The organism is Methylocaldum sp., assembly GCF_035627495.1.
GTDB lineage: Bacteria > Pseudomonadota > Gammaproteobacteria > Methylococcales > Methylococcaceae > Methylocaldum.
On the sequence record NZ_DASPLO010000159.1, the window covers coordinates 36740 to 54235 of the forward strand.

At 61.4% G+C, this 17496-nt stretch carries 10 protein-coding genes; all 10 read left to right on the forward strand.

Going from position 1 to position 17496, the window contains the following annotated elements:
- Nucleotides 1–112: 112 nt before the first annotated feature.
- Nucleotides 113–1387 carry an MFS transporter gene (locus VEB01_RS13945; RefSeq protein WP_324876417.1) on the forward strand — a complete coding sequence of 425 codons (1275 nt, stop codon included), beginning with the start codon at nucleotides 113–115 and terminating at the stop codon, nucleotides 1385–1387.
- Nucleotides 1388–1422: 35 nt separating this feature from the next.
- Entirely contained in the window at nucleotides 1423–3144 is a 1722-nt protein-coding gene (locus tag VEB01_RS13950) for a bifunctional protein-serine/threonine kinase/phosphatase (protein WP_324876419.1), read from the forward strand.
- A 106-nt stretch (nucleotides 3145–3250) separates the two neighbouring features.
- The gene (nirB, locus tag VEB01_RS13955) at nucleotides 3251–5689 is read left to right on the forward strand and encodes a nitrite reductase large subunit NirB (protein WP_324876421.1); all 2439 of its coding nucleotides are present in this window, start codon (nucleotides 3251–3253) and stop codon (nucleotides 5687–5689) included.
- A gap of 5 nt (nucleotides 5690–5694) precedes the next feature.
- Complete coding sequence (nirD, locus tag VEB01_RS13960) at nucleotides 5695–6024, forward strand: nitrite reductase small subunit NirD (RefSeq protein ID WP_324876423.1); 330 nt, start codon at nucleotides 5695–5697, stop codon at nucleotides 6022–6024.
- A 3-nt stretch (nucleotides 6025–6027) separates the two neighbouring features.
- On the forward strand, nucleotides 6028–8208 hold the full coding sequence (locus VEB01_RS13965) for a molybdopterin oxidoreductase family protein (protein ID WP_324876425.1): 2181 nt from the start codon (nucleotides 6028–6030) through the stop codon (nucleotides 8206–8208).
- A 146-nt stretch (nucleotides 8209–8354) separates the two neighbouring features.
- Nucleotides 8355–10169 carry a DmsC/YnfH family molybdoenzyme membrane anchor subunit gene (locus VEB01_RS13970; protein ID WP_324876427.1) on the forward strand — a complete coding sequence of 605 codons (1815 nt, stop codon included), beginning with the start codon at nucleotides 8355–8357 and terminating at the stop codon, nucleotides 10167–10169.
- A 434-nt stretch (nucleotides 10170–10603) separates the two neighbouring features.
- A complete protein-coding gene (locus VEB01_RS13975; protein WP_324876429.1) occupies nucleotides 10604–13306 on the forward strand; it encodes a nitrate reductase in 2703 nt (900 codons plus the stop codon).
- A gap of 561 nt (nucleotides 13307–13867) precedes the next feature.
- Nucleotides 13868–15193, forward strand: a complete 1326-nt coding sequence (locus VEB01_RS13980; RefSeq protein WP_324876431.1) for a CmpA/NrtA family ABC transporter substrate-binding protein — start codon at nucleotides 13868–13870, stop codon at nucleotides 15191–15193.
- The gene (locus VEB01_RS13985; RefSeq protein ID WP_324876434.1) at nucleotides 15190–15768 is read left to right on the forward strand and encodes an ANTAR domain-containing response regulator; all 579 of its coding nucleotides are present in this window, start codon (nucleotides 15190–15192) and stop codon (nucleotides 15766–15768) included. Before VEB01_RS13980 ends, VEB01_RS13985 begins: the two co-directional genes overlap by 4 nt.
- 422 nt (nucleotides 15769–16190) lie before the next feature.
- Nucleotides 16191–17459, forward strand: coding sequence for an alginate export family protein (locus VEB01_RS13990; protein WP_324876436.1), 1269 nt, complete (start codon nucleotides 16191–16193; stop codon nucleotides 17457–17459).
- Nucleotides 17460–17496: the final 37 nt, after the last annotated feature.

Sequence of the window (17496 nt, forward strand, 5' to 3'; positions counted from 1 at the left end):
GGCACACCAAAATTCGACAACGGCGTCTTGCGCTCATCGTCTTCGGACAATGAGCGCCAGGCGCTTTTTTTTTGCACCGGATTAACGCGGAAGATGCTTCAAGGACTTTTCCATGAACGTTAAAGAATTTACCAAGGCGGGCCACTGGCCGACCCTGCTGTCCGCATTCCTTTATTTCGACGTCTCCTTCATGGTCTGGGTGATGCTCGGTCCCCTGTCCCTGTATATCACCCAGGACCTGGCGCTGCCGGTGGGCGAGAAGTTCACCATCGTCGCCATTCCCATACTGTCCGGCGCCGTGTTCCGCATCGTCCTCGGCTCCATGGCCGACCACCTCGGGCCCAAGCTGACCGGAATCCTGGCCCAGGTGCTGGTAATTCTGGGACTGGGCTATGTCTTCATATTCGGCCTCCACTCCAAGCTGGAAGTGGAGCTGCTGGGCTTGCTCCTAGGGGTAGCCGGAGCCAGCTTCGCCGTGGCCCTGCCCCAGGCCAGCCGCTGGTATCCGCCCCAGTATCAGGGTGTGGTCATGGGCATCGCCGGGGCCGGCAACATGGGCGTAGTGCTGGATTCCATGATCGTTCCGTGGCTGGCGGAACACTTCGGCTGGCAAGCCGTGTTCGGTTTCCTGCTCATTCCTTTAGGTGTCGTGCTCATCGTCTACGCCGTTCTGGTCAAGGACGCCCCTGACAAGCGCGCACCGGTCACCCTGGCCAATTACGCCGCGGTGATGAAAGACCCGGACACCTGGTGGTTCATGTTCTTCTATTCCATCACCTTCGGCGGCTTCGTCGGTCTCGGCAATGCCCTGCCCCTTTATTTCGCCAACTGGTATCACGTCTCCGGCGTCGCCGCCGGCATGATGGTGGCGCTCGTGGTGTTCGCCGGCTCGATGTTCCGTCCCGTGGGTGGCTATCTGGCCGACCGGGTGGGCGGCATCCGCGCTCTGCAGTTCCTGTTCGTCGTGGTGTCCTTGAGCTATCTCGCCATCTCGTTCATGCCGGAAGGGCCGGCGCCGGCCCAAGCCGCGAATGCGAAAGTCGCCGGCTGGGGTTTGTTCGAACTGCCCGCGATCGCCTGGGGCGCCGTCGCCATATTCTTCGTGGGCACCCTGGCCTTAGGGATGGGCAACGGGTCCGTGTTCCAACTGGTGCCCCTGCGCTTTCGCAAGGAAATCGGCGTTATCACCGGGCTGGTAGGCTGCGCCGGCGGCGTGGGCGGATTCTTCCTGGCCAAGACCCTGGGATGGTCCTGGGATATGCAGCACGGGTTTGCTCTGGGCTTCAGCGTGTTCGCGGGGCTGCCGCTCCTGGGACTCTTCGGCTTGATCATGGTGAAAAAGCGCTGGCGCACCACCTGGGGCGCGGTATCGGGTGCGCGGGTTTGAGCTTGATGCGAGAAGTTCAGAGTAAGGAAACACCAGTGACTACGAACGGACAACTCTCCCTGCGCGCCGCCTTCGCGTCCCTCCAGGGGCGGCGCGAAGACAACCAGGACTACGTGGGTATCGCCCAGCCTTCACCGCAAGATCTAGCCTGTCGCGGCGTCGTCACGGCGGTGGCGGACGGCATGGGTGGGGCCAAGGGTGGCCGCGTGGCCGCGGAACTCTGCGTGCACAGCTTTATGGAAGCCTATTACAGCCTGGCGGAAACCTTAGGCATGGAACAATTGCTGGATCGATGTCTGGATGCCGCCAATCGCTGGATACACGCCATGGGCCGGCGCGACCCGAATCTCGCCCACATGGCCACGACCTTTAGCGCGCTGATCCTCCGGGGCCGCCGCGCCCATCTGGTGCACGTCGGCGACTCCCGCGTCTACCGGCTGCGCGGCGAGCGGCTGGAACTTCTGACGGCGGACCACACCCTGAATGGCCCCGAACTGGATCACATCCTGTACCGAGCCGTGGGCCTGGAACCTCTGCTCCGGACCGACTACGCCGTGCACACTCTGGAAGCCCACGACCGCTTCCTGCTGTGCAGCGACGGTCTTTACGGCGCACTGAGACAAGCGGAGATCGCCCGCATCCTGCTGGAACGGGCCACGCCCCAAAGCAGTGCGGACACTCTGGTCGAACTGGCGTTCGAACACGGCAGCAACGACAACATCACCGCTCTGGTGATGGATGTCATCGCCCTGCCCAAGGCCGACCGGCAATCGCTGCGGGAAACCATCGAGGCCCTGCCCATCCTGGAGCTGCCCACCCCCGGCGAGACGGTGGACGACTTTCAACTGGAACGGTCATTGTCTTCCGGGCGCTACAGTGCCTTGTTCCTGGCCATCGACCGGCGCAACGGCAACCCTGTGGTGGTCAAATTCCCGCATCCGCGGGTGGCCAGCGAGCGGGAATACCACGACGCCTTTCTCCGGGAGGCCTGGATCGGCGCGCGGGTCAAGAGCCCGTGGGTGGCCGAGATTCTGGAGCAGCCGCCGGGACGGCAGAGCCGCCTCTATTCGGTCATGCCTTATTATCCCGGCACGACGCTCGAGCAATACCTGGGGCGGAAAGCCCGTATCGGCCTGGAGCCGGGCATCGACCTCGCCCTTAAGCTGTGCAAGGCGGTGCACGCCCTGCACCGCCAACAGATCGTGCACCGCGATATCAAGCCGGACAATATCCTGCTTCCGGATGGCGGCGGCTTGAAACTGCTGGACCTGGGAATAGCGCGGCTGCCGGCTTGGGACGAGGACCAGGCCGATCCGATGCCGGGCACCGCCAGCTACATGGCGCCGGAATTGTTCCACGGAGAGCGGGGCAGCGTCGCCAGCGACGTATTTGCCCTAGGCGTCACGCTTTATCGCCTGTTCTCCGGCGGCGCCTATCCCTACGGCGAAATTGAACCCTTCAGCACCCCCCGATTCGGAAAGCCCAGGCCCCTGACCGGCCGCCGCCCGGATCTGCCGGTCTGGCTGGACGCGGCTTTGGCCCGCGCCGTCGCGGTTGACCCCGACGAGCGCTATGCCGACGCCATAGAACTGGCCTTCGAATTGGAGTCGGGATTGTCCAAGGGCGGCGGCAAGCGCATCTCCAGCCGCCCCATCCCCCTGTACCAACGCAATCCGGTCCTGTTCTGGCAATTGACGGCATTGCTTCTGTTCGGGTTGCTGATGGCGTGCCTGTTTCAGGCTCACGGGAGGGTTTAGGCGTTTATAGACGGTATTGCACGTGAATGATGCGGTTCCTTAGATCACCGCATCCTACAAAAAATTTGATTTGACGAGTGGGATTTATCCCGGAGGTAGGTAAGCCATGAAAAAACAGAAACTCATCGTCATCGGCAACGGCATGGCCGGCATTCGTACAGTGGAAGAGCTGCTGAAAATCGCCCCCGATACATACGACATCACCGTGTTCGGTGCCGAACCGCACTGCAACTACAATCGCATCCTGTTGTCCCCGGTCCTGGCCGGCGAAAAAAAGCTGGACGACATCATCCTCAACGACGACTCCTGGTACGAGTCCAACGGCATCACCCTGCATAAAGGGCGGAAGGTCACGGAAATCAACCGTCGCCGGCGCCTGGTGCGCACCGAGGACGGTATGGAAGCTTCCTACGACCGGCTGCTGCTGGCGACGGGCTCCATGCCTTTCATACTGCCGGTGCCGGGCAAGGAACTGCCGGGGGTGGTCGGTTTCCGCGACATCCGCGACGTGGATCTGATGCTGGAATCTTCCGAGAAATACCGGCATGCCGTGGTCATCGGCGGTGGCTTGCTGGGTTTGGAAGCGGCTAACGGCCTCAAGAAACGGGGGATGACGGTGACCGTGGTGCATCTCCTCGACACGCTGATGGAGCGGCAGTTGGACAAGCCCGCCGCCGATCTCCTAAAACGCGCCTTGCAGGAAAGCGGCCTCGATTTCCGGATGGAAGCGCAGACCGAAGCCATCCTCGGCAGCGACCGCGTCACCGCCGTGCGCTTCAAGGACGGCTCGGAAGTCCCGGCCGACCTGGTGGTCATGGCGGTGGGCATCCGTCCCAACATCGAGCTGGCCAAGAGCGCCGGCATCCATTGCGAGCGCGGCATCCTGGTCAGCGACACGATGCAGACCTTCGATCCGCGCATTTATGCCGTGGGCGAATGCGTGCAACACCGGAGACAGTTATTCGGCCTCGTGGCCCCGCTGTTCGAGCAGGCCAAGGTTTGTGCGAATCACCTGGCCGAATACGGCATCGCCCGCTACGAGGGCTCGGTAACCTCCACAAAACTGAAAGTGACCGGCATCGATCTTTTTTCCGCCGGCGAGTTCCAGGGCGGCAACGGTTACGAAGAGCTGTTGTTCCAGGACCCCTCGCGGGGCATCTACAAGAAGTTGGTGGTCGAGTCCAACCGCATCAAAGGCGCGGTGCTCTATGGAGACACCGGGGACGGCGCCTGGTATTTCCAGATGATGCGCGACGGCACCGATATCGCCGCCTTCCGGGAAAACATCCTGTTCGGCCAGGCGCATTTGGGCGACTCCGGCCACGGAGCGGAAAACCGCGCGGCACTCATGCCGGACACGGCCGAAGTCTGCGGCTGCAACGGGGTGTGCAAGAAAACGATCGTCGACGCCATCGTTCAGAAAAAGCTGTTCACCCTGGAGGAGGTACGGTCCCACACCAAGGCCTCCGCCTCCTGCGGCTCATGCACCGGGCTGGTCGAGCAGATTCTGCAAAGCACTTTGGGCAGCGATTACTCGGTCAGCTCTGCCAAGAAGCCGCTGTGCAAATGCACCGACCATACCCACGAAGAGGTGCGGGAGACCATTCGCGCGGAAGGCCTGAAGACAATCCTCGAGGTCATGCGCTTACTGAATTGGAAAACCCCCGATGGCTGTCATTCCTGCCGGCCCGCGGTCAATTATTACCTGCTCTGCCAGTGGCCCGACGAGTACCGGGATGACCCGCAATCGCGCTTCATCAACGAGCGGGCCCACGCCAATATCCAGAAAGACGGCACCTATTCCGTGATTCCGCGCATTTGGGGCGGCGTCACCAATCCGCAGGAACTTCGGGCAATCGCGGACGTGGCGGAGAAGTTCGCCGTTCCTACGGTCAAGATCACCGGTGGCCAGCGGATCGACCTCCTGGGCGTGCCGAAAGAGCAGTTACCCGCGATTTGGGCGGAGCTCGGCAAGCACGGGCTGGTCTCCGGCCATGCCTACGGCAAATCCCTGCGTACCGTCAAAACCTGCGTCGGCAAGGAGTGGTGCCGCTTCGGCACGCAAGATTCGACCAAGATGGGCATCGACCTCGAGAAGATGACCTGGGGTTCCTGGACCCCGGCCAAGGTGAAACTGGCCGTGTCCGGCTGCCCGCGCAACTGCGCCGAAGCCACGATCAAGGATTTCGGCGTGGTGGCGGTGGATTCCGGCTGGGAACTGCACGTGGGTGGCAACGGCGGGGTCAAGGTACGGGCGACGGACTTCCTCTGCAAGGTCGAGACCGAGGAGGAGGTCAAGGAATACTGCGGCGCCTATATGCAACTGTACCGCGAGGAAGCCCGCTATCTCGAACGCACCGCCCACTGGATCGAGCGGGTGGGGCTCGCCTACGTCAAGCAGCGCATCGTCGACGATGCGGAAGGCCGGAAGGCGCTGCATCAACGGTTCCTGGAATCCCAGAAGAACGCGCAGGTCGACCCCTGGGCGGAACTGGCCAAAGAATCCGAGCGCGGGCAATTCATGCCGCTGAGAAAGGTAGGGTGAAGCACATGAGCGAATGGATAGAAATCGGCCAAGTCGAGGACGTCCCGCTTCAGGGTTCCCGCATCGTCGAAACCGCCTTCGGCAATATCGCGGTGTTCCGCACCGTGGAAGACGAGTTCTTCGCCGTCCGCGACCGCTGTCCCCACAAGGGCGGCCCGCTGTCCCAAGGCATCGTGCACGGCAAGCACGTCGCCTGCCCCTTGCACAACTGGGTGATTTCCCTCGAAACCGGCGAGGCGGTCGCCCCCGACACAGGCTGCACGCGCACCTATGCCGTGAAGGTGGAAGCCGGCCGGGTGTATCTCGGCCGGCCCTCCGAAGCGGCGGGAGACTGAGCCATGCTGTTCGGACGTCATCAGAAAAATCCCATCAAAATCGCCGACAAAGGCGTCGTGGACTGGCGCTACACCACCTGCGGCTACTGCTCCACCGGCTGCTCCATCGAGGTCGGCGTCAACGCCGCGGGCAAGGGGGTGGCCGCGCGGGGCGTGGGCGACGCCCGCGTGAATCAGGGCAAGCTGTGCATCAAGGGGATTTTCGAATACGAGCTGTTCGACAGCGCCAACCGCGGCCGGGTCCCCCTGCTGCGGGAAAACATCGCCGAACCATTCCGCGCCACCGACTGGGACCCCGCGCTGGACCGGGTGGCCGGCGAAATCAAGCGCATCCAGGAAACCTACGGGCGGGACAGCTTCGCCGTGCTCTCCACCGGCCAGATCCTCACCGAGGAGTTCTATACCCTGGGAAAGCTCACCCGCGGCGTCCTCGGCACCAACAACTACGACGGCAACACCACCCTGTGCATGTCCTCGGCGGTATCCGGCTACAAGCGCTCCTTCGGCAGCGACGGCCCGCCCGGCTGCTACGACGATTTCGCCCACACCGAATGCCTCCTGGCCTTCGGCTCCAATCTCCCCGAGCAGCACCCCATCATCTTCTGGCGCCTCAAGCAGGCCCTGGAAAAACGCCGGTTCCCGGTGGTCGTGGTGGACCCGCGGGTCACCATGTTCGCCCAGATGGCGGATTTTCACCTGACCATCGAACCAGGCACCGACGTGGTGCTGCTGAACGCGCTGGCCCATGTGATTCTGGAGGAAGGACTGGAGGACAAACCCTATATCGAGGCGCACACCAGCGGCTTCGTGGAGTTCGCCGAACTGGTCAAGAAGTATGATCCAGTCTCGGCTTCGCGCGTCTGCGGCATTCCCGCGGATACCATCCGCCAGGTGGCCCGGCTGTATGCCAGGGCGGGCGCCGCCATGAGCATCTGGACCATGGGCATCAACCAGAGCACCCATGGCAGCGACGGTGTGGTGGGCATCAACAATCTCAACCTCATCACCGGCAACATCGGAAGGCCCGGCGGCACCAGCCTCTCCATCACCGGCCAGTGCAACGCCATGGGTACCCGCGAATGGTCCTCCTGCTCGGGGCTGCCGGGCTACCGGGCACTGGAAAAGGAGAAGGACCGGGAAACCATCGCCAAATACTGGGGCCTGAATAAGGAATTCTTTCCCGAGAAGCGGGGCCTCTTCATGACCGACATCTTCCCGGCCATCGAGCGCGGAGAGGTCAAGGGACTGTGGATCATCGCCACCAATCCCCTGACCTCCATGCCGAATAGCCAGCGCATCCGCAAGAACCTAGAGCAGCTGGAGTTCGTGGTGGTGCAGGACGCCTACAGCGACGTGGAAACCGCCCAGTACGCCCACGTTTACCTCCCGGCGGCGCTGTGGGGCGAGAAGGAGGGCGTGTTCACCAACACCGAGCGGCGCGTCAACCTGGTACGCAAGGTCACGGAACCGCCGGGGGAGGCCAAACCGGACCTCTGGATTTTCAACCAGATGGCCAAACGCTTCGAGCAGGGTCGGAACCTCCGCTTTCCGGAAACGCCGGCCGAGGTGTTCGAGGAAATGCGGGAGCTTTCCAGGGGACGCTTCCTGGATTATTCCGGAATGGATTACGACAAGATCGAGGCCGGCCGGGGCCTGCAGTGGCCCTGCTCGGAAGGGTCGGAACAGGGCGCCGCGCGCCTTTACGCCGACGGCGTATTCCAATATCCCGACGGCAGGGCCAAGCTCATTCCGCTGCCCTTCGAGGATGACAACGAACGTCCGGACGGCGACTATCCCTTCTGGCTCAACAGCGGGCGGGTGGTGGAGCATTTCCACACCCGCACCCGCACCGGCAAGATCGGCAACGTCAACAAGTTCAGCCCCACCCCTTACATGGAGATGAACCCCGATGCGGCGCGGGAACTGGGCATAGGGCACATGAGCTATGCCCGCCTGGTCTCCCGTCGGGGGGAAACGGTGGTGCTGGTCCAGCTCACCCAGCGGGTCCCGCCCAATATGGTGTTTATCCCCTTTCACTTCCACGAATGCGTGAACCGCCTGACCCTGGGGCTCCTGGACCCCCATTCGCGCCAACCCGCCTTCAAGCAGTGCGCGGTGCGCATCGAACCGGCGGCGGATCAGAAGGCGGCGGCGGCGGCTAACGTGGCGGCGCGAAGTTTTTAAGCGAGCAGCAAGGTAAGCCGTAGGGTGCGGTGAGTACCCGAACCGCACCGATCGATCGCGAGCGATGCGGTTCCTACGTCACCGCATCCTACGACATTACGGCACCGTGCAGAACATGCACTTTGCGGTATGAGGTAAATCAAATCATGTTCATCAAGGTACGCGAAGAAGAACCGGCCTATGCCTTCGTCCCGCCCGCCAACGGCGCGGCAATCAACCAACACGGCAAGCCCATCCAGTTGGTGGAGGAAGATCATCCGCTGGCTGGCCAAAGCCTTAACATCAACAACAATCCAGGCGTAGGTACCAATCCGAACCGCTATAAGCAGCACGGCTTCCACTTCACCGCCGACAACTGCATCGGCTGCCATGCCTGTGAGGCGGCGTGCAGCGAGAAGAACGACCTGCCCGCCCACCTCAGCTTCCGCTCGGTAGGCTATCTGGAGGGCGGTACCTTCCCCGATTACCGGCGCCTCAACATCTCCATGGCTTGCAACCACTGCGACGACCCGGTATGCCTCAAGGGCTGTCCGACCCGAGCTTACACCAAGTTCGCCGAATACGGCGCGGTGCTCCAGGACCCGGACATCTGCTTCGGCTGCGGCTACTGCACCTGGGTCTGCCCCTACAACGCGCCCCAGCTCGATCCCGTCAAAGGGCAGGTGTCCAAGTGCAATATGTGCGTGGACCGCCTCGAAGTGGGGCTTAAACCCGCCTGCGCGGCGGCGTGTCTGGGGGGCGCGCTGGATTTCGGGGTGATCGAAACGCCCCCGGAAAACCGCGAAGAGGTGAAGCTCGCCATCCCCGGCTTTCCTGACCCGTCCATCACCCATCCCAACATCCGCTTTCAGCAGACCCAGCCACTCCCTTCCGAGATGACGCGTCCGGACAGCATGCCTCTCCGCTACGTTCGGGCAGCGGAAGCTCAAGACACCTACCGGACCCAAGCTGCGGAACGGATGCCGGAGCCCGAATGGAATCTGCGCAAACTGAGTTCGCGCGAGGACCCGTTGGTGGTCTTCACCCTCCTTTCACAGGGCGTGATCGGTGCCTTCCTGATCCTCTACCTGGGTCCTCGGTTCGGATTCGAGGCCCTGGCGCCCTCGGCTCATCCGGCAACTTTCAAGGTCCTGCTGTTCATCCTCCTAGGCCTTCAAACCTTCGCCCTGGCCCTCTCGACGATGCACCTGGGCAAGCCGCACCGCTTTTACCGCGCCTTCAACAACCTCAAGTACTCGCCGGTAAGCCGCGAGGTCGCGTCGCTGGCGGTGTTCTACGGCGCCTTGTCGGGCTACGCGCTGCTCACAGTGATACCCGCCTTCTCTTTTCTGAGGGGGCTGTGCGGCTTTGTCGCCGCCGTCGCGGGACCGGCGGCGCTCTATGCCATGTACCGCATCTACCGAATTCCGGCGCGTCCTTTCTGGGACCACTGGCAGGTCGCCACCAGCTTCTACGGCAATATGCTTACCCTGGGCGCGCTGATGGTGGGGCTCTTCTATGCCCTGAGCCTCGCCGTGCAGGGCCAGACTTTTAGCGGACTCCTGGCGGGTCTCGCTTGGCCGATGGCCTTGGGGATTGCTATCGAGGGACTGGGTCTGATCGCCCACCGGCGTTATCTCGTCCGGCGCGGCGGCGAGGCGGCCGCCTCCGACTTGGAGCAGCGCACCACCTTTGGAAAGACTTATCTGGCCAGAAACGGCGGGCTGGCGCTGGGATTCGTCCTTGTTGCGGTGCTGGGAAGCACTGGCCCCGATGGCGCCGCCGGCCTTCTGGCCTGGCTGACGGCGGCACTGGCGATCACGGCGACGGCAGTGGCGGGCCGCGCCCTCTTTTACGTGCTGGTGATTCCCACAACCATGCCGGGAGCCTTCTTCTGGCGCAACCGGGCTTTCCAAGAGCATGCCCGCGAAACCGGCTTGGCCAACATGCCGCAGGTGGGCGTGCTGCCGGATGATCATTGAGTAGGTTTGGCATGAGTACATGCCAAACCTATTTTGCTTAAAATTGTTTTTTAAGGTCGATTAGGGCATTTTCCGGTTTGGTGTAGCACCCCCAGACCGATTTATCGCCAAAGGATTGCCAACCTACGACTGCTCAGATCACGGATGGTAGACCGAGATAAGCCTGTCCTGAGCCCTGTCGAAGGGGCGCCAGCCGTTCCCGGCGCTCGACGGACGAAAACGCCGGAAACGCGGAGCCTGTCCTGAGCGAAGTCGAAGGGCTTATTCCGGCCTACATTTGGGTGTACGAGCGACGTCCCAATCCACGCCGCTAAATCGTGATGAAAACCGCTTAGCGGAGACGAACATTTATCTCTGTTGATTCCCAAGCTGGAGTTTGGGAACCAGCAAAAATACCTCCGCCGTTGTCGCGCAATACGATTAAGGATCACCCAATGAACACAAGCAATCCTCCCACCCGCACCACCTGTCCTTACTGCGGCGTCGGCTGCGGCGTGCTGGCGGTGCCGACGGGTCGCCAGTCGGCGGACATCAAGGGCGATCCGGAACATCCGGCCAATTTCGGACGGCTATGCTCGAAGGGTTCGGCGCTGGGCGAAACCCTGTCGCTGGAAACCCGGCTGCTTTTCCCCAAAATCGGCGATCGTCGGGCCAGCTGGGACGAAGCCTTGGACACGGTAGCCGACGCCTTCCGACGCGTCATCAAAACCCACGGTCCCGACGCCATCGCGTTCTATGTCTCCGGCCAACTGACAACCGAGGATTACTACGTCGCGAACAAGCTCATGAAGGGCTATTTCGGCTCGGGCAATATCGACACCAACTCCCGCCTCTGCATGTCTTCCACAGTCGCTGGCCAGAAGCGGGCGTTCGGCGAGGATGCGGTGCCCGGCTGCTACGAAGACCTGGAACTCGCCGATCTTATCGTGCTGGTCGGCTCCAACGCGGCCTGGTGCCATCCCGTGCTGTCTCAGCGCATGGTTAAAGCCAAACAGCAAAATCCCCGGCTGAAGATCGTTAACATCGATCCCCGCCGAACCGCGACCAGTCAATCCGCCGATCTGCACCTGGCGATCCGGCCGGGCACCGATGTGATTCTGTTCAACGGGCTCCTGAATTATCTGCGTCGACACGACAGGATCGATTTCGGTTTCCTGGAAAACCATCTCAGCCATTACGCCGGGGCATTCGCATCCGCACGCGAAACCGCCGGATCTCTGCCCGCCGTCGCTCAAGCCTGTGGCGTTCCCGAGGCGGACTTGGCGACTTTTTACCACTGGTTCGCTCGCACCGAAAAAGTCGTTACCGCCTGGTCGCAGGGCGTCAACCAGTCCTCCAGCGGCACGGACAAGGTCAACAGCATTATCAATGTGCATCTTGCCACGGGGCGGATCGGCAAACCGGGCATGGGCCCATTCTCCTTGACCGGTCAGCCCAATGCCATGGGCGGACGGGAGGTCGGAGGGCTCGCCAACCAGCTCGCGGCACACCTCGAGATCGAGAACGCCGAACACCGCGGGATCGTGCAGGAATTCTGGAACGCTCCGCGGATACCGGAGAAGCCCGGACTCAAGGCGGTGGAGCTGTTTCAAGCGGTCGCCGACGGACGCGTGAAAGCGGTTTGGATCATGGCTACCAATCCGGCGGTCAGCTTGCCGGATGCGAACGCCGTGCGGGATGCCCTCAGCCGCTGCGAATTCGTCGTGGTTTCGGAATGCGAGTCCGGCACTGATCTGGGCGGCTACGCCCATGTGAACTTGCCCGCACTGGCTTGGGGCGAGAAGGACGGCACCGTGACCAATTCGGAGCGACGCATTTCGCGCCAGCGGCCGTTTCTCGCGCCGCCCGGCGAAGCGAAGCCGGATTGGTGGATCGTTAGCCGGCTTGCGCAACGCATGGGGTATGACGAAGGCTTTCGCTACGAATCGCCTTGGGAAATCTTCGTCGAGCACGCACGGCTTTCCGGCTTTCGGAACGATGGCGAGCGCGTGTTCGACATTTCGGGTTTGGCGAAACTCGACCTAGCCGGCTACGACGCCTTGAAGCCGATGCAATGGCCTGTCAACGAGCTTCATCCCGAGGGCGTCCCGCGCCTGTTCGACGGAGGCGGATTTTCAACCGCCGGCCGCCACGCCAGAATGGTGCCGGTTGTCCCTAGAGCGCCGGCCAACACGCCCGATGCGGTTTATCCTCTCGTGCTCAATACCGGACGTATCCGCGACCAATGGCACACGATGACCCGCACCGGCAAAACCGCCCGGCTGACGAATCATGCCCCCGAACCCTACGCCGAGTTGAATCCGCACGATGCGACCCACTTCGCCATTCAGGACGGCGCGCTGGTTCGGCTGGAGAGCCGCTTTGGCCACGCTTTGGCCCGGGCCCGCGTCACCGAAGATCAGCAACCCGGCTCGGTATTCGTACCGATGCATTGGAGCGGCCTAAATACGACCAAGGGATTGGTCAATGCTTTGGTGAATCCGGCGACCGACCCTTTATCCGGCGAGCCCGAATCCAAGCACACGCCCGTTCGGATCGCGCCCTACCGACCGGCGTGGCATGGTTTCTTGCTGTCACGCGAACCGCTCGGTCCCTTTGAGGTCGAGTACCGCGTCACGACACGCGGAGACGGCTATTGGCTTTACGAGCTGGCGGGTCCCGAATCGCCCCCCGATTGGCCTGCCTGGGTACGCGGACTGACCGGCTTGCCTTCACCGCATCAACCCTCTCCCGCGATACCGGAGCAAGGCAAGGAGGAATGGCTGGAGTTCGCCGATTCGCACTCGGGCCGCTACCGTTGCGCGCTTCTGCACGATGGACAACTGCAGCTTTGCATGTTCGTCAATCGAAGCTTCGAATTGCCGCCCCGCAGTTGGCTGGCCGGTTTATTCGCTTTGGATGAAGTGCCCGATCGAACTCGCATGAGTCTTCTGGCCGGAAAACCCGCTTCGGCGGAGGACGATCAGGGGCGCATCGTCTGCTCGTGTTTCGGCGTAGGCATCAACACCTTGAAACGCGCCATTCAGAAGCAGAATCTATCCACTCCGGAACAAATTGGTGCAGCGCTCAAAGCGGGAACGAATTGTGGTTCCTGCATTCCCGAGCTCAAATCTTTGTTGCCAGGCATTAACGCTTAAGTATTTCTAGGAAGCAACAACGCGCCGATGTTGCTTCGTGTTTGTGCGCATCAAATTCCGTATGCCCAGCCTGAGGCATTGTGTAGGCTCGAATAAGAGGCCCTTCGACTTGGCTCAGGACTGGCTCCGCGTTTCATACGGCACATCCGTGTGCCGTACCCTTCAGGCGCTATGCGTGCAAATCGGCCTCGCCACGCTACGCCGTCCCGCTTCACTCGCGAGTCTGAGGCAAGCCTTCCGTGGCCTGCCCGCTCGCCGCGTTGCGCCTCGCCCTACCGATTTGTCATACGGCACCCGAGCGCCGGGAACGGCTGACGCCCCTTCGACGGGGCTCAGGACAGGCTTATCCCGGCCTACCATTACGGATGCACTCTGTAGGTATCGGCTCGCCGCCTAACTTCCCCAAATGCCGAGCACTCTATGGCTAGGTTCCGGCAGCTTCTGGCATGGTCAGTGCTAATCAACACTCGCGGCAGAGCGCTTTCGAAAGCATCGTGATCCGCTTTAGACATTCCACAAGGTTATCAACCCGATAATTCCGGACAAGGAGATCCTTAAGTCATGACCTTGGTTCCCCAATGGCTGCGGGCCGGCGTTCATGCCGGAGGCGGCGAAGGACTCGAAAAGACCAAGCTCAACTTGGGCTTCATCCCGCTAACGGACTGCGCTCCGCTCGTTATTGCTCATGAAAAAGGTTTTTTTCAAAAACACGGCCTCGAGGTAACGCTTTCCCGGGAGGTATCCTGGGCCAACGTCCGCGACAAGGTCTTTACCGGCGTGCTGGACGGCGGCCACATGCTGGCGGCAATGCCCATCGCCACGACGCTGGGCCTCGGGGAGCTGAAAAAGCCGACCATAACCGCGCTATCGCTGGATCTCAACGGCAACGCCATCACCGTTTCGCAAGACTTGTACCGGCGCATGGCGGAACTCGATCCGGCGGCCGCGGCCGAGCGGCCCATGAGCGCCCGCGCCCTGAAGCAAGCGATCGAAGCCGGTCGAAGCGCGGGGCGCGAATCCCTGTGCTTCGCCACGGTGTTTCCGTTTTCAACCCACAACTACATGCTGCGCTATTGGCTGGCCGCCGGCGGCATCGATCCGGACCGGGACGTTCGCCTGGTCGTCATCCCGCCGCCGCACATGGTGAGCTATTTGAGCTCCGGAGAGATCGACGGCTACTGCGTCGGAGAACCCTGGAACGCGCAGGCCGTGACCACCGGCGTCGGACGGACTCTGATCACCGACTACGAGATCTGGAACAACAAGCCGGAAAAGGTGCTGGGCGTGAACCGCGATTGGGCCGAGCGGCACCCCAACACTCACCGGGCCTTGCTGATGGCGCTGCTGGAGACGGCGCGATGGATCGACCAATCGGAAAACCGCATCGAAGTGGTCGACATCCTGGCCCGCGAGGACTACGTCAACGCGCCGGCGGACGTGGTGAAAATGTCCATGACCGGCTCGTTTCACTACCAGATCGACGCTGCGCCGACGCCCCTTCCCGATTTCAACGTGTTCTTCCGCTATGCAGCGACTTTTCCTTGGCGCTCGCACGCGGTTTGGTTCATCACGCAAATGTACCGTTGGGGACAGCTCCGTGCCCCGATCGACATGCGTAAGCTTGCGGAGGAGGTCTATCGCCCGGACCTTTACCGGGAAGCCGCCCAGGCTCTGGGCCTGCCCTGCCCCACTCTGGACTACAAAACTGAAGGACAGCATGACGAACCGTGGACCCTCCGGGAAGCCTCCGAGCCACTAACGCTGGGTGCGGATCGGTTCCTGGACGGACTCGTATTCGATCCGTTCCGTCCAATGGACTATCTGGAACGCTTCGAGCTGCACAACCGGCAGGTCACACTGGACGCATTGGCCAGGGTCAACCCATGAGACTGAGAATCATGCTGGTCGACCAGGATTCGGCCCGAAGCGCCATTTTGGAGCAAGCCCTGCGCGATGCGAACCATCATGTCGTCGCACGGATCAAGCACGGCCATAACTTGCTTCGAGAACTCAAGGAGTGCCAGCCGGACATCGTCATCATGGATCTGGAAGCGCCGGGTCGCGACACCCTGGAACAAATGCGGGAGATCAGCCGCGACCAGCCCAAACCGATCATCCTGTTCTCGAACAAGCGCGACAGCGACTACATCCGCCAGGCGGTGCAGGCCGGCGTTAGCGCTTACGTGGTGGACGGCCTCAGTCAGGAACGCATCATGCCGATCGTCGAGGTGGCGATGGCCCGTTTCCGCGAGTTCGAAGCCCTCAAACGCGAGTTGCAGGAAACCAAGATTCAGCTGGCCGACCGGAAAGTAGTGGATAAAGCGAAAGGCATTCTGATGCAGCGTAAAGGACTGAACGAGGAGGATGCGTATCAATTGCTGCGCAAAACGGCGATGAGCCGCAACATGCGCGTCGCGGACGTGGCCCGAACCCTACTTACCTTGGAAGGGCTGACGGATTGACTTTACGATGGATTCCGCCCGCATTTCGCGCATCGCGCACTTTTTTGTCGCACACAATGTGTGCGCTCACCGGCACCGCGCCGCCTGCCGCCTTGTCCGGTTTGCTTAGAAGCTGTCTTCAAACGTCACGAGCGACGTCAGGACAAGGCGCGAAAGGGCGAAAAACCGGAGTGTACAGAGGCGTACATGAGGATTTTGAGCCCTTGAGCAACGCGCGTATGGCGGCGCGCAGTAGTTCGAAGACAGCTTCTTAGCCCGTTAAACGGGCTTGGCACGCTTTCTGTTAAGACTATAAGCAACTAGAGTCGAGCGCCGACGGTGGCGCCCGGCTTTCGGACAAAGGCGTCCGCCCGCGGTATCGATATCGCGGACGACGCCTTTTTTATTATCTAATTTTAATCAGAACAAGTGGGGGTTCGGTCATGCAGGTTATCAGTCGGCCGCTGAGCAGCGGCGGTTTTGTGCGGCTTTTCATGTTGGGGCTTAGCGCCACCAGCCCCGCCTTTGCGGAGGGCTTTAACGAGAGTATCGAGAAAGCGATGAATGTGGGGGGCGGCAAGTTCAACGTCGACATCCGGTATCGGTTCGAATACGTGGATCAACAAAACCTGTCCGAGGTGGCCAAGGCCGACATGATCCGGACGCGCATCGGCTATCTGACTCCGGAATTCCACGGTTTCAAGGCATTCGCCGAATACGAAGGCAACCAGGACATCTTCACCAACGACTACAACAGCACCCGCAACGACAAAATACGCCATCCCGTCATCGCCGATCCCCAGGAGAACGAGGTCAACCAGTTATGGGTGAATTACGGCGGCCTGCCTCAAACCAACGTGAAAGTCGGCCGTCAGCGGATCATCTTCGACAACCACCGCTTCATCGGCAACGTCATCTGGCGGCAACTGGAACAGACCTATGACGCCGTGGCCATCACCAACGCCAGCTTGCCCGACACTACCATCACCGCCGGTTACATTTGGAAGGTGCAGGACATCACCTCCCGCACCATCGGCATGAATTCGCCCGTCTTCAATATCGCCTATACCGGATTACCCTATGGGAAGTTCGTCGTTCACGGCGAATGGCTGGATTACGACAACAGAAACGAAAGCTTTCCGACCCGGACGTTCAATACCTTCACCAATTCCACCCAAACCGTAGGCGTCCGTTTTGACGGCGCGACGCCGATCACCGACAAGATCAAGGCCCTTTACACAGCCGAATACGCCTGGCAGGAGGACTACGCCGAAAACCCGAGAGACTTCAAGGTCGATTACTGGATGGCCGAAGGCGGCGTCGATCTGTGGGGCTTCGTCTTCAAAGGCTCATTCGAGGAACTGGGCTCGGACAACGGCCAGGGCTTCCGCACGCCGCTCGCGACGCTGCACGCCTTTCAGGGCTGGGCGGACAAATTCCTGGTGACGCCCGCCGACGGCATCCGTGATGTGTACGGCACGTTCAAAACCAATCTTTATGGCGTGGATCTCTGGTTCGTCTACCACGATTTCCGGGACGACACCGGCAACATCCGTTACGGCGAGGAATTCGACGTCCAAGTGGAGAAGAAATTCGGCAAGCATTATTCCCTGCTCTTCAAGTTCGCCGACTACAACTCGTCCAATCCCAGGGCGTTCGCCGGCAACGTCGATACCCAGAAATGGTGGTTGCAGGCGGGCGTCAGTTTCTGATTCAACGTCTCGTTACACAAGGCAACAATCCGCCGCA